The organism is Streptomyces sp. NPDC006235 (assembly GCF_040613735.1).
GTDB lineage: Bacteria > Actinomycetota > Actinomycetes > Streptomycetales > Streptomycetaceae > Streptomyces.
Genome location: NZ_JBEXSR010000031.1, coordinates 37,498 through 50,491 on the forward strand (window position 1 = coordinate 37,498; position 12,994 = coordinate 50,491).

At 66.2% G+C, this 12,994-nt stretch carries 12 protein-coding genes and 1 pseudogene; 7 read left to right on the forward strand and 6 right to left on the reverse strand.

Annotated elements, in window-relative coordinates:
• The first annotated feature begins 145 nt into the window (after positions 1 to 145).
• The 4 genes from ABZ192_RS29455 to ABZ192_RS29470 all read left to right on the forward strand — a co-directional run bounded on the left by ABZ192_RS29455 (position 146) and on the right by ABZ192_RS29470 (position 4,540).
• Entirely contained in the window at positions 146 to 592 is a 447-nt protein-coding gene (locus tag ABZ192_RS29455; RefSeq protein WP_356927513.1) for a hypothetical protein, read from the forward strand.
• On the forward strand, positions 585 to 2,312 hold the full coding sequence (locus tag ABZ192_RS29460) for a caspase family protein (protein ID WP_356927514.1): 1,728 nt from the start codon (positions 585 to 587) through the stop codon (positions 2,310 to 2,312). The genes ABZ192_RS29455 and ABZ192_RS29460 overlap by 8 nt, the downstream gene beginning before the upstream one ends.
• Positions 2,313 to 2,652: 340 nt before the next feature.
• Positions 2,653 to 3,027, forward strand: a complete 375-nt coding sequence (locus ABZ192_RS29465) for a hypothetical protein (RefSeq protein ID WP_356927515.1) — start codon at positions 2,653 to 2,655, stop codon at positions 3,025 to 3,027.
• Entirely contained in the window at positions 3,020 to 4,540 is a 1,521-nt protein-coding gene (locus tag ABZ192_RS29470; RefSeq protein ID WP_356927516.1) for a caspase family protein, read from the forward strand. The genes ABZ192_RS29465 and ABZ192_RS29470 overlap by 8 nt, the downstream gene beginning before the upstream one ends.
• A gap of 84 nt (positions 4,541 to 4,624) precedes the next feature.
• Here the strand turns inward: ABZ192_RS29470 and ABZ192_RS29475 are convergent, their stop codons facing one another.
• The 5 genes from ABZ192_RS29475 to ABZ192_RS29495 form a co-directional block, all read right to left on the reverse strand.
• Complete coding sequence (locus ABZ192_RS29475) at positions 4,625 to 4,753, reverse strand: hypothetical protein (RefSeq protein WP_356927517.1); 129 nt, start codon at positions 4,751 to 4,753, stop codon at positions 4,625 to 4,627.
• 790 nt (positions 4,754 to 5,543) lie between these two features.
• Positions 5,544 to 6,413, reverse strand: a complete 870-nt coding sequence (locus ABZ192_RS29480; RefSeq protein ID WP_356927518.1) for a sugar nucleotide-binding protein — start codon at positions 6,411 to 6,413, stop codon at positions 5,544 to 5,546.
• 20 nt (positions 6,414 to 6,433) lie between these two features.
• The gene (locus ABZ192_RS29485; protein ID WP_356927519.1) at positions 6,434 to 7,246 is read right to left on the reverse strand and encodes a class I SAM-dependent methyltransferase; all 813 of its coding nucleotides are present in this window, start codon (positions 7,244 to 7,246) and stop codon (positions 6,434 to 6,436) included.
• 390 nt (positions 7,247 to 7,636) lie between these two features.
• Positions 7,637 to 8,344, reverse strand: a complete 708-nt coding sequence (locus ABZ192_RS29490; RefSeq protein WP_356927520.1) for a hypothetical protein — start codon at positions 8,342 to 8,344, stop codon at positions 7,637 to 7,639.
• A gap of 598 nt (positions 8,345 to 8,942) precedes the next feature.
• Positions 8,943 to 9,629 (reverse strand): hypothetical protein, encoded by a 687-nt coding sequence (locus tag ABZ192_RS29495; RefSeq protein ID WP_356927521.1) that lies wholly within the window; start codon positions 9,627 to 9,629, stop codon positions 8,943 to 8,945.
• Between the two features lie 660 nt (positions 9,630 to 10,289).
• Between ABZ192_RS29495 and ABZ192_RS29500 the strand changes: the two genes are divergently transcribed.
• From ABZ192_RS29500 to ABZ192_RS29510, 3 genes are all read left to right on the forward strand, one after another.
• Positions 10,290 to 10,643, forward strand: coding sequence for a DUF317 domain-containing protein (locus tag ABZ192_RS29500; protein ID WP_356927522.1), 354 nt, complete (start codon positions 10,290 to 10,292; stop codon positions 10,641 to 10,643).
• A 104-nt stretch (positions 10,644 to 10,747) separates the two neighbouring features.
• On the forward strand, positions 10,748 to 11,038 hold the full coding sequence (locus ABZ192_RS29505) for a hypothetical protein (RefSeq protein ID WP_185015125.1): 291 nt from the start codon (positions 10,748 to 10,750) through the stop codon (positions 11,036 to 11,038).
• Positions 11,039 to 11,053: 15 nt separating this feature from the next.
• The gene (locus ABZ192_RS29510; protein ID WP_356927523.1) at positions 11,054 to 11,875 is read left to right on the forward strand and encodes a DUF317 domain-containing protein; all 822 of its coding nucleotides are present in this window, start codon (positions 11,054 to 11,056) and stop codon (positions 11,873 to 11,875) included.
• Positions 11,876 to 12,430: 555 nt separating this feature from the next.
• On the opposite strand, the pseudogene ABZ192_RS29515 reads toward ABZ192_RS29510, so the two are convergent.
• Positions 12,431 to 12,763 (reverse strand): annotated as a pseudogene (locus tag ABZ192_RS29515) (hypothetical protein); the annotation flags it as partial.
• Positions 12,764 to 12,994: the final 231 nt, after the last annotated feature.

Here is a 12,994-nt window from a genome sequence, read left to right on the forward strand (position 1 = left end):
GATGAGGCGGAGCGCGTCGCTTCACGAGGGGCGCGCGGAAGCACACGGAGCGAATCCGAAGGTGGCGAGGGTCGTCCATCGATACATTGAGCCGGGGACATGCATGGCCACATTCAGAGGCCGGGGGGGTATGAAGGTGCGGCAGATGAAAGTCACCGTTACTGCTGGAAACGGCCGGTTCGATCCAGACGATGATCGATGGCTGCCTCAGGCTCGGGAACTGTACCGAGGACTCGCGAGCGAGACCGAAGTGACATACCAGCACTCGGCCGCCGAGCCGGGTAGCAAGGGCATGGGTCTGACAGAGGTTGCCATCGCCGTCGGCCCGGCGGTGGTCACCGGGGCCGTTGCGGCGATCACCGTATGGCTGAAGCGCGACCGTGACCGTGCGGTCCACCTGAGGTGGACCGTGGACGGCGTCCAGAACGAGTTCACACTCACTGGCAGGACGGTCGACAACCCGACCATGCGCGCAGCGGTCGAGAACGGCTTGCGGGCGGCAACCGGGGCCGAGGCGGGAACCTTCGGCAACGCCGAAGGGGCGCTGGAACCGGCGGACGCAGACCCGGCGGATGACAACCCGCGTGAATGAGCCCGCCCGTAGATACCGGGCCCTCCTGATCGGCAACGGCGAGTTCCCGCGCGACACCGAGCTCTCGCGGCTGCACGGCCCGGCGGTCGACCTACCGCACCTGCGTGACGCGCTGAAGGACACCGTAACGGGATTGCCGTGGGAGGTGACGGAGGTACTGGACGGCACTTCAGAACAGATCCTGGAAGCGATGACGGCCTTCTTCGAACAGGCCACCCGGCATGACCAGCTCCTGCTGTACTACAGCGGTCACGGCCTGACTCACCAGGCAAACGGCCTGCTGTACCTGTGCGCCCACAACACCCGGACCGCCAACCTGCGGGGGACCGCGGTACGACACTCGGACATCAACGACCTCGTCGAAGGATGCGGGGCCCGGACCATCGTCATCGTCCTGGATTGCTGCTTCAGCGGAACAGCGGCCGTGAAGGGAGGGGGCGTGCCGGCCGACAAGTTTGCCGGCCGAGGGCGATACGTCATGACCAGCTGCGGGCCGGGCCAGCCGTCCGCAGACGCGACCGCACGGGGTGAACCGAGCCCCTACACCGCGCACTTCGTTCGCGGCCTGGGGTGCGGGGCGGTGGCCGCGAACGGGTTCGTCACTGTCGCAGCGCTGTACGACTATGTGTACGAGTGCCTCGATGGCACCGGGCAGCAGCCGCTGATGAGGGCGGACGACCGGTTGGGCCATGTGCCCATGGCCCGCAGGCCGATGGCCGAACCGGAGCGGACGGCGCTCCGGCGTCGGATGGCGGATTCCGTGGGCGCCGAAGCTGCCCTGGATCTGCGCCCGGTCCTCACCACTCCGCACGGGCTCCGGGTTCACCCCCGCGCGGAGAGCCATTTCTCGGGCGTGCTCCATATCCGACTGCGCGACTCCCTGGGTATTTTCAGCGTCCACCGGGACGATCTGATCGACGCGGGGCGAGGGGAGGAGCGTCCGGCATGGTTGGCCCGCGACTCCGTGATGGGTAGCTGGCGCCCGTCGACATTGACCAGCACCACGACACCGGACGGTGACGTGCTGTTCACCCTGCCCGGCGATGGAGGGACCCTGCTCTGGACGGCGGGCCAACTGAAGGACTTCGAAGAGACGAGGGCGCTGGGAGGCTGGCCCAAGGCGCGGTGGCCCACCCAGCACGCGGCCACCCGCGCCGTACTCAGGTCCCGGGATCCCGTCTTCCGGTCGATCACCCGCGTAGGAGGGTGCATCACGGCTTGTCTGCTGACGATCTGTGGCGAAGGGCTCTCGATCGCTCGGCTCGTCATCACCGCTTTGCACGGCACTGCCAGCGGTCTGGCCGCACTCGGCGTGATCGTGTTCGCGCTTCTGACGCTTGCCGTCTGCCCGTGGACTGTCAGAAAAGTCTGGATCTCACGACGTATTTCGGCACTTCTACAGCTCCCTACGCTCCCGGTCACCCCGATGCTGATGAAAGCAGTGATCGAACGCCCAACAGCCCCCCCGGTCATCCTGCCTCACCCCCATACCGCGACGCCGCCCGCCGAGGAATTCCTGGTCCTCTCCTGCGAGGAGAAAAGGATCAAGATGCCGCTGGATTTCCACAGCAAACAGTTCCGCAAGGGCCACCCTCCCTTCGACATCAAGGAGCCCCAGCCGGTCGAAATCGTCGGCCTGCCCGCGAAGGGCGAGTGGATCGCCGTCCGCACCCCGCACGGAATGCTCTGGCCGAGCGGCAGGGTCCAACAGGCCGTGTGACCGAGCGCCAGGGTACGGACCGTTCCGCAAGGACGTGCTGCCTGAGCGCCGACCCGGTACTCAGGGAGGCAGGTCAGCGCTAACAACCCCGAGGGAGAGCCGGTGCCTCCTAGCGTTCGTTGCTGAGCGCGTCGTCCGCGACGGTCGTCTTCTTGTCGATCACCAGGGTGGAGCGATCGGTGAGTTTGTACTGCTTCCAGTCCGGCCTCGGGGAACAACGGGTCATCAGCGCACTGGGCTCCATATCGTCGGTTTTCCCAATTGCACGTCCCAGCAGGGCATTTGTGGCATGCTCAGCCTTTTGTGGTGTCTTCTGGGGGAGAGTATGAATCATTCGCCCATGAACGTGCGGTTGGCGTTGAACGATCCTGAGGGTCCCGAGGTTGCCGACCGGGACATGACGTATCTGATCGAGGAGATCCGCGATCTTGATGTCCTGTCCCTGGAGCATCCGCCTGCCGAGCAGGCACCGCAGGGCACGCGGGCCGGTGAGCCCGTCCTGTACACCTCGTTGCTGCTGGGTCTGGCTGGTGCGCCCGTGCTCAGAGCACTGATCGCACTGTCTCAGGACTGGCTGGCGCGCAGGAACAGCGGAACCATCGAGATCAAGCACGGTGACCACGTGCTCCGCGTGACGCATACCGGCCGCGCGGATCAGAAGGCGGCTATCGAAGCCTTCATCGCGCACGCGATGCGAGACTCCGCCGATGGCTAGGCGGGCACTGGTCCTGGCGAACCAGAAGCACGACGATGAGCGCTTCAGCAAGCTCCCAGGTGCCGCCGCTGACGCGCGGCATCTCACGGACGCCTTGAAGGACCCGGCCATCGGCGGGTTCGAAGTGACCGTGGTGGTCGACGAGACAGCCCGCACCTGGCGCAAGGAGCTCCAGCGGTTTTTCCGGGACGCGGGCATGGACGACGTGCTGCTAGTTCACCTGTCCTGTCACGGGCGCAAGGACACCGGCAACCGTCTGCACTTCGTCGCCCGGGACACGGAGTTCGACGAACTGGAGGCCACCTCAGCCAGCGCCGACTTCCTCGCCGACTGCATGGAGCGTAGTAGGAGCCAGCGCATCGTCCTGCTGCTCGACTGCTGCTACAGCGGCGCCTTCGCCCGCGACATGCGGGCGCGCGGCGAGACCCAGGTGGACCTGAGCGCGGAGTTCCAGGGCAAGGGACGGATCGTGATCACCTCCTCGACCGCCTTGCAATACAGCTACGAGACGGAGAGGTCGAGTCGGCTCAGGAACCAGCCATCAGTGTTCACGTCGGCGATCGTGGCGGGACTTCGCAGTGGCGAGGCGGACCTGGACAAGGACGGGTACATCACCGTGGAAGACTTGTTCGCATATATCACCCGTCGCATACCCGAACAGGTCCCGGACCAGACCCCCACCCTCAGCGTGACCACAGCCGTCGGTCAAATCCTGGTGGCCAAGAACCCCCGTGCTGACGAGCTGGCGTTGAACCGAGGGACAGGCCAAGGGCCGTCTCCGGAGGAGGAAGCTCAGTTCGCCCAGGCAGCAAGTCGGGCACGCGAACTGGCGCGGGAACTCGAACGCCACAAGTCGCTGCACGCGCGCATCATGCGAGGTCAGGCCCATCTGCTTAGGTGGTTGGCCGTCACAGCAGTGACGGCGTTCGGACTGTGGACCGCCTCCCTGTGGTCGGACAGCTTCGTGCTGCCGCCTTCAGGTAGTCAGCGAGGATTGGCGCTATTGGTGTGCGCTGCTGTGGTCACCCTTGGAACCAAGGCGCTAGCAGCCCCACTCATCGCTCTGTCCGTGGCGGTGACCAAGGCAGTCTGGGGGAACCCCAAGCAAATGGTGCGCTGGTGGCTTCAGGGCGGTCGGCGCGGGTGGGTAGAGAGGCTTATGCGCATACTGGCATTTTTCGCCGTGTGCTTGACCGCCTTCATCGGATTGACCACCCTGATACCCCTGCTGTCACTCTACGTCGCTGGTTCACTGGCCACCCAGATCGGACTTGCTGTCACCACGCCTTCCGGCTGGGACGCGATCCCCATCCTGTGGAGCATCGACGCCCTGCAATTTCTCTCGGTGGGCGCACTCAACCTGCTGCTACCCGAGCAAGAGCGAGTGGTGGCGAAAAGCGGCAACGCCATTATCGCCCGGGACATTACGCACGTGGGACCCTTTCATTGGGGCAATAAAACCGTAATGAAAGGAACGCTCCACACACTTGACGACTTCCCTCACGAATGGTGAGTCCGTGATCACCAGGTGATCGGCGACAGCCCCTGGGGGGCCTGCGCGCACCGTGCGATGAGCTGTGCCCGCTGATGGTGTCGCTCATCCGGCGAGGGCGAGGGCGAGGGTGCGGGTGGGGTTCTGGTCCCACGGGATTCGCTTCTTGCGGTAACCGTCGAAGGTGCGGCTGCCGGGGGCGTGTTTGCTGTGAGCGGCGACGGCTTCGGGCATGGCCTGGATGGACGGACGTGAGGCTGTTGTGGCCAAGGTCCAGGGTGGTCAGCCGGTACAACTTCCCGATCTCGGCCAACACGTACTGCACAGCATGGTCCTTTTCGGACGGACAGCGGACCAGGTCACCTGATACCACAATCGAATCGGGCCAGACCACTTGAGGCGGAAGCCAGATCATTCGAGACGGGACAACAGTCGTCCCGAGGCGGTAATCCAGCAGTCCGTTGTCAGTGAAGCCAGCCGATTTGCCATCCAACCCAGTCGAATCGCGGTATGCGCCGATGAAGACCCGTAACGGGGTTGATTCCTCGGTGTCCCTGCAAGGACACCGAGGCCCTGCCGTTGCGCGTGAGCTGTGCACTCTCAGATGGGAGAGTTGTTCACATGAAAGAGGTGCGCTGCGAGCGATGCGACATCGGCATGGGGTGCGCCTGCCCTCCTGATGGCAGCGTGCCCAAGGCGTACCCGGAGACAGGGCGTGTTCGGCAGGAGTGGCGGCGGTTCCCCGGCAACCCTATCTTGATCAAACAGGGTGGTAAGGCGCACGTTCCAGGCGCCTGCGATCACATGACAGAAGACGAGGTGCGGCCCCCGAAGTGGGGTTGGATTCTCGATCCGTCCCCCGGAGATTGGGACCGTATCAGCGAAGGCAGCCCAGCCGTTGCCACTGGGGGAACGCGCAGCTGCGGCGACGAGCCGGTGCATGACGTGTATGGGGACTCTCGGCAGCTGATGATCTGCGGGGCTTACTGTGCTGTCTGGTAGCTGAAGCGCGTGTGTCGTTCTTCTACCGGCGCCCGCGTGACGCGCGGTCGCCGGGCTGCGGCGTCCAGGCCGTGGGGGCGAGGAACTGGTGCGCGCCGCGCAGCGTGGTGCGCAACTTGCGCTGTGTCGAGCGGCTGTCGAGGCGGATGTCGAGGGGCCCGGGAAGGGTGCTGTCGGCCCGTAGGCCGGTGGGCAGTCGCGATGCGTCGAGTCCGTCGCGTCGGGCGATGAGCACGCCCAGCTCGTGCCGGCTGAGAGCCTGGTTCCCGCCGAGGTGGTGGACGCCGGTCGTGTCGCCCGACGCGAGTTCGAGGAGCGCTGCGGCCAGATCGCTCGCGTGGACCGGGCATCGGAAGTCGTCTGTGAAGAGGACGCCTTCGCGGGTACCGGCGGCCAGTTCGTGGACGGTGCGTTCGTGCTCGGACTGTCCGTCGCCGATGATCAGCGAAGTGCGGGCCACGACGGCGTCCGGATGGATCAGGAGCACCGTTTCCGCGGCGGCCTTCGCCGCTCCGTACGGGGTGATGGGGTCGGGCCTGCAGTGTTCGTCGTAGGGAACGTGGCTCTTGCCGGAGAAGACGGCGTCGGTGGAGACCTGGATCATTCTGCTTCCGGCCTTCGCCGCGGCGATCGCGAGGCGGACGGGTCCCTCGGCTGTGACTGCCCAGTCGGCCCCGCCGCTCGATGCATTGACGATGACGCGAGGGTTCACCTCGGCCACGACCGCTTCCACGCTCCCTGGATCCCGCAGGTCGAGGCTGCGCCAAGTAACCCCCGGAGCACTGCCGGGCCTGGTCGTATAGGTCGCGGCCGTCGGGCGCCCCGCCGATACAGCTTGCCGGACCAGCTCGGTGCCCAGGAACCCGGACCCACCCACGATCAGCAGCGTCATGTGGCGACACCCTAGACCGGTCAGGGCCCGGTGATGGCGAGAAAGTGGGCGGAGGCGTCGGTGAGGGCCGCGTGCGGTTCCGCGATGCGCGCCGCGGCGAGGGCCGCTTCGTATATGTCCGTGCCCATGAGGTTGGCGTTGGTGTACTTCTCGATGGCCTTGACCGCCACCCACCCGGGTCCTTCGATTCCGTAGAGGATGGGATCGGTAAGACCGGCCTCCGTGACCTCCGCGCGCAGCTCGGTGGAGGTCTGGAAGTAGGCGACGGTGAAGCCGCGCTGTCCGGCGTAGCGGCCCTGGGCCAGGGTGTCACGGACCCCGTCCTGGATCGCTGACTCGGTGATACCGGTGGTCGCGATGTAGTCGAGGAGGGGCGAATAGCGGGAGATCGCCGCAGCGGCGATGAGTCCGCCAGGCCGGGCCACGCGGGCCGCCTCCGTCAGCGCGGAGATCCGGTCGGTCTTGTCGTGGAGGTGGTAGAGCGGGCCGAGAAGCAGAACGACGTCGTACGTCCTGTCCGCGGCGGTGAGGCGGCGGGCGTCGCCCAGTTCGGCCGTCACGCCGTCAATGGCGGCTTCCTGGGTGACGTGCTTGGGGACGGGGTCCACGACGTGCACCGTGTAACCGTCGTCGGCCAACCACCGGGCGTGCGTTCCGGGACCACCGCCGACATCGAGCACGCGGGCCGGTGCCGGCGGGAGGTGGCGGCGCAGTAATTCGCGGGTGCGCGCGAACTCCAGGGTGCCTGTGGCGGTGGTCTGCAGCCGTGAAGCTTCGTCGGACCGGGTGTAGAAGTCGATGATCTCCGGGCGCACGGTGGGGTTGCTCGTCATCGGGCGTCCTCGTCAGGAGGGGCTGTCGGTGTCCGGCAGGGTAGGGGAGACAAGGAAGTGATCACTTCGATTTTCGGAGCCCTGCGACGGTCCGGCCCCCACCGCCGCTGCCACAGTGCCCGGCTCATTCTGACCAGGGCAGGGCCACGCATGCAGTCCTAGATGCGAGGTTGTGGAATCGCGGCTGGTCGTCGCACACCAAGCCGACGAGGGAGCAACTACCGGGTCCAGTGGGTACAGGACGGCAAGAAGCGCACGTCGGCGGTGAGCTACAACCTGCCCACCGCGTAGGACCGCAAGAGGACGCTAGAGGCCGAGGGCACCGCCACGGATATCAACATCGTGAAGGTGCAGCCCGGCCAGTAGGTGCCGGCATCCATGAGTGAGCGGTCACGTGGTTGTCCGGCGGGCGCTGCTCCGGCTGAAGAACGCGGGGACCCGTGCCCGCCGCCCGGGCCGCTCGTCAGTGCGTGGATGGTCTCGGCGGTTCAGGTGCTCCTGCGCGGCCTGCGTGAACCGCTCGATCGCGGTGAGCAGCTCCTCATGACGCGTCCAGGAGCGCTCCGGGTCCGGCGGGACGACTCCTCCGGCCACGCGCTCGCCACGCCCCGCCTGCCGGAGCATGCGGAAGAGGCCGGTGGTGGCGGCGCGCACCTGCCGCGCGGCCTCGGCTACCTCGGCGGGCCCTTCGAGCTCCACATGCTGGACAGCCGTCGATACCGGGTTCGGGTTGTTTACTGCCGATATGCGGCCCCGGAAGTCTGCTTCCGCCGCGGCCTCGCGGGCGGCCACCCTGCGGGAGAGGTTGCCTGTGTTCGCGGCCGCCCTGTCCATCCCCCTGGCCAGCCGAAGGACCGGGTGTACCTCGGTCGCGTAGCTCTGGGCTGCCGTCATGAGCCGTACGTAGGCTTCCCTCTGCGCCGCGCGGCGGGCCGTGTCGAGGGGGCCGAGGTAGGAGCTGGCGGCCTGGGCGAGCCCAGCTTGGACAGCGGCTGCGGCTTGCCGTCGCGCACCACGAACGGTGAACATCCCGGTGAGAGCCGCGCCCACCACAGCTCCTCCGGCGCCCATGAGGGCGGTGGCTGTCTCCTGTCCCATACCCCACAAACTCATGTCCCCGATCTTCGCCTACGGTGCCGGGGTTGGTCCCGGAATCGTAGGCAGGAGACAACGGGCTGGCGCTGGCGGGAGGTGCTGAGGTACTCCGGCCGGCGGGCCCCCATGACCGGCTGCCGGGAGACGCCATTTCTACGGTTCTACGCCGAGCGGTTTCAGACCCTCGGACCGTCAGGTTCGCCGCGAGGATCAGCGCGACGGTGGTGATGAAGATGCCCAGCCCGACATGTTCATGGGTCAGGAGCCTGGCACCGAGTTAGGCGTTCAGCGGGAGCAGCCGGGAGGCCGGACTGCCGAGCGACTGTCCCAGAAGAGGGCTGCGCCACCTCGCCTTCATCCCCTAGAGCGAACAGGGTGGCCAGAAATCCTCAGATCCATGGTCAATCGGCCACGAGGTGGCCATGGCCGCGAGATTTGGCCACGCCATCTGAGGCCCCACAGTTCGATGTCAACGGACGGTTGTCCGTTGTCATCCAATCGAGGCGTTTGACAGCGAACCTAGCTAAGGATGCCCTCGTTGAGGGAAATCACCGCACGGGGCACTTGATTCCGTTCAGGACGACTCAAGGCGGAGCCATATCTATTCACCCTCCGGAATTTCAAGCCATCGGGCATAACGACCCCAGTCACGTCGAATCATCGCGACCGAGTTCCGCTGCCTACTTGAAGGGATCTCATCTTCCATACGCGCCCATGAGACGAGGAGGTTCTTCATCAGTCGCGAAGATCTCTCATCTCCATTCTCCATGACGTGGAGAATGGAGGCCCCCATAGGGTGCTCCGTGTTTACGACCACCTGAAGCGTCCCGGCTACCAAGTCGATCGAGAACATGCCAGGTCCCGGCAATGGCTGGGCTATGAATCTGACGAACAGCTCCTCATACGAGGGTGCGTCGCGACCTTCTTCATCGCCGGCAGCATTCTCCCTCCTTTGCGCTTCAACGGTTTCGGCGTCAAAGCTTGATGTGAGCGGGTAAAGGTCCGTTTCGAGTAGGGAGCTGACGCCAGTTTGATCCTCAGCGTCGCCAGGGGTCCTGCCGAGGAAGCTGACTGACGGGGCGGCTCCCTGTTCCTCGTAGTGCCCGGCGAGCCACAGTTCGCGGATTGCTGCGATCTCTTGGCTTGTAACTTCGATGTCGGCGAAGTGCAGGAGGGCTGCGGTCATCACCTCCACCTTGGACCAGGCTGGAAAGCTTTTCCCGTTAAGGATATTGGCCACTGCCTGATGGGAGATGATGTCTTTTGCGGAGTCCGTCCTGTCGACCATAGAGCTGATCCTGCGGGTGCTCGGGCACCCGGCATTTCGGTAGTGCACATGCATGGCGGCCAGAAATGTGCGACGAGGGCCCTCAGGAAGTTGCTCCTCCGAAGGCATCGAAATTCGCTTGGCCCTTCCACCCGTCATTCCATCCGCGCTAGTCAGATTAGGCGCCCATAATTCTCTCCGTCACGGCCTGAGCTACCCCGCCAGTGATGGCGGAGAGAAGCGTGATCGCCACTATCGCGGCCACCTTCCTGAGCGGCCTCTCAGGCTCAGGGCGAGGTTCCATCTCATGGGCTTCTTCAGTGCTCATGAATCAAGTCTTCCGGCACCTCTGGGCCGCGTGACGACAGTGGACGCTACTTGACAGAACTTTACATACCGTCAGCATCCCACGCTGTCGCTTAGTTCAGAGAAGCAAGCATCCGCCCGAACGAGGCATCGGGCCATAGGGAGTTGACTTCACCGAGCCCGCTTAGCGGACTCGTTGACATCCAATCCAGTCGCCCCAGGTCAGCGCACCGCACACGACTAACTTCGCTGTCAAAGGACAACGGTTCGCCGGGGGCAGACAGGAAAGATCGCGGAAAGACTGGCCAACGGGCGCAAGGGCATGTCAACGTAGACGACCTTGCAAGAAACCCCAGGTCAGAGAGGTGATTGCCCGTGACCGTAGCCCCTGCGGGCCCCGGTTTCTCCACCACCGTCGAAGCCCTGCGACCGCGGGAGTGGCAGCTCGGCCCCGGTCAGCCGACCCTGGTCATGGACCAGTTCTCCGCCGAGGACTTCCACCTGATCGTCGATGATCGCGCGGACGTGCACGTCAGCTCCAAGGACGGCCGGTTCTACCTCGGCTGGTTTCCGCTCGGCCGCCCCGGCACGGATAGCGAGGGATGGAAGATCGCTGTCACCGGAACCACCAAAGTCCGCGGCTACCAACTGTCGTTCGATACCGAGACGCCGGCCGACATCGTCGCCGCCACCGTAGCGAGTGTGCTGGAGACCTCACGCCGCCTCTGACAGCGCGGACACCGACACGTAGTGACCGCCCGGTGAGCGCTGGCCGTACCGAAGGCCGGCCCGTTCCACTGCCCCCGTTTCCCCCGAACCCCAGGAGGCTGTCTGTGACGTCCCCGGAGATGACCGTCGGCGATCTCATCGACCTGTTGTCCGGCTGCGACCGGAGTGCTCCGGTCCGCCAGGCCATGAACCCCTTCGCCCCGATGGCGCACCGCTTGGCGCAGGTCCTGCAGTCGGTCGACGAGACCGGCCAGACCGTCGTCTACCTCGCCGAAGGACCGGACCCGGACGCACAGCTCGGCCACCTTCCGCCGGAGGTCGCCATCGCCCTGACGTGGCAGGGCCCCGTCCAGGCGCCCCCGCGCCGCCCTCGCCGCCGCGCCGGCGGCAACTAGACCCGCACCGAGCCCTTGGAGGCGCCCCTGTACCCCGACTTCCCGTCCGACTCGTCCGCCCCGCGTGGCGGACAGCCCGCGTTTTGGGTCGGCCCCCGGCACCTGGCCGGTGACGATGGGCGCCTCTACGACGTCGTCGCCGACGCGCTCGCCGGCCTGGGTTGGACGAGCCTGACGATCGTCCGCGGACGGCACGAGCCGGACGAGGCGCCGGAGGACCGCCAGGTCCTGCGCAGCACCGTCCTGCACATCAGCCCCGACGCCTTGCGCTGGGCCCAGTGGGGCCTGGCGGACGAGCCGTTCCACCTGGGCGAGCTGCCGATCGCCTGGCAGATTTCCGCCCGAGCCGAGGCGAGCAGCCCGCTCGCCCAGTGGTCGGCCTACTTCACCCGTGACGTCCCCGGCGAGGCGGTGGTCGACTTCCTCATCGCGCTCGACGCTAGCGACCAGCCTGCCGTGTCGCTCGCCGGATCCGAGCTGGTCCTTGACGCTGTCGCCGCCCACGGATGGTTCCGCGACATCGACCAACCCGAGGCGGCGGCGACGGACCCGACGTTCACCTCGCACATCAGCCTCGGCGAGGTCCCGCCCCTCATCCAGGACGCCGACCCGCGGGCCCTGTCCACCGAGGACGACGAGACGGGACCGGCCGGATGGCAGGCGTGGGCCGAGCCCGCGCTCGGCGCACCGTGTCTGTGGGCGGCATCGTTCGCCGCCAGCGTCCCGCACGATCTCGTCGCCGCCTTCGCCGCCTCCCTCAGCTCGACCGCACCGGTCCTGCGGCGGGTACTGCCCGAGGCCACCCAGGAGCGCCTCCTGCGCGCGCCGGCCATCTAACGTCCCGCACACAACTCTCGACGATCGCAGTCCGGCACCCTCCCAGTTGGAGGGGCCGGACTTTCTTGCTTCTCGAGTGAAGTGGCCCGGTCTTCGATGCCCAGGAAGAATTGCCGCCCGTTGATGGAACGATGTAGGAGGCGGCGATGCACCCCAGCCCCGGCGCCTTTATGGTCATCGCTCTCATCGTCGCCGCAGTGGCAGGCATTTCAGCAGCACTGAAGCTCCGGGCAGGGGCAACTCCTCCAGGTGACGCGGGTCTACCAGCACGGCCGCCGTGGCTCCAAAGGTGTCGTGACCTGGTGCGACACCGGGCGGCGGCAGGACGCCTGGTTCTGGAACTGGCACGTTCCCGCAGGCGCGTACCTGCTCGTGAACGCCTGCAGCGGCTACGGGCCGCACAGTCACAACCCGAACGTGCTCTGCTTCCAGCCCGGCCAGGTCCGAGCCTGGGTACCAGGCCAAGCCGCTCGCGCCGCTGAACGCGTCAGCCAGTAACGCACTGCTGCCCCCGACCTGCGGTGGTCGGAGGCAGCAGCGTGACGTGCACGCAGGTCAGCTCGTTGCCGTGGCCTTGTCGAGGGCCTTGTCGAGGTGGCGGTCGACGAGGGCCGGGGAGCCGGAGATGACCAGCAGCAGGTTGCCGTCGCGGATCGCGGTCTGCTTGACCACGGTGCTCCGTCCCCGGGCGATGAATGTCAGGAGCTGGCTCCACTGCTCGTCACCGCTGGCGTGGGGTGCGGGCAGCTTCTGCGAGGTCACGTCGACCGGGGTGCCGCCCGCGACGACCTGATAGGTCCTGCAGCCGGTCATGGCGTCGAAGATCCGGTGGATGCCATCGGGGAGCTTCTTCACGCTATCGCTGTACAGCTCCTCGGAGATCTCCGAACCGGCGCGAATCGCACCCGATGCTAACTGAACGTATTTTGCGCCACGCTGGTCGACCGGACGTAGAAGAGCACTGACCAGTGGATTGAGGCTTCGCAGTTGGTCTGCAGAGACGGTAGCGGACGGGCAGGGCCTGTGTCGTCCCGCTTCACCTGATCGGATGGCTGACCTGCCGTTCCGCTCCGGGCTTCGCGTCTGATGCGACATTCTCGCGTCGGATGCGATCTACGG

Coding starts and splice junctions, on each gene's coding strand:
- ABZ192_RS29455 (WP_356927513.1), top strand. CDS start 146: ATGAAAGTCACCGTTACTGCTGGAAACGGCCGGTTCGATCCAGACGAT.
- ABZ192_RS29465 (WP_356927515.1), top strand. CDS start 2,653: ATGAACGTGCGGTTGGCGTTGAACGATCCTGAGGGTCCCGAGGTTGCC.
- ABZ192_RS29470 (WP_356927516.1), top strand. CDS start 3,020: ATGGCTAGGCGGGCACTGGTCCTGGCGAACCAGAAGCACGACGATGAG.
- ABZ192_RS29475 (WP_356927517.1), bottom strand. CDS start 4,753: ATGCCCGAAGCCGTCGCCGCTCACAGCAAACACGCCCCCGGCAGCCGC.
- ABZ192_RS29480 (WP_356927518.1), bottom strand. CDS start 6,413: ATGACGCTGCTGATCGTGGGTGGGTCCGGGTTCCTGGGCACCGAGCTG.
- ABZ192_RS29485 (WP_356927519.1), bottom strand. CDS start 7,246: ATGACGAGCAACCCCACCGTGCGCCCGGAGATCATCGACTTCTACACC.
- ABZ192_RS29490 (WP_356927520.1), bottom strand. CDS start 8,344: ATGGGACAGGAGACAGCCACCGCCCTCATGGGCGCCGGAGGAGCTGTG.
- ABZ192_RS29495 (WP_356927521.1), bottom strand. CDS start 9,629: ATGGTCGACAGGACGGACTCCGCAAAAGACATCATCTCCCATCAGGCA.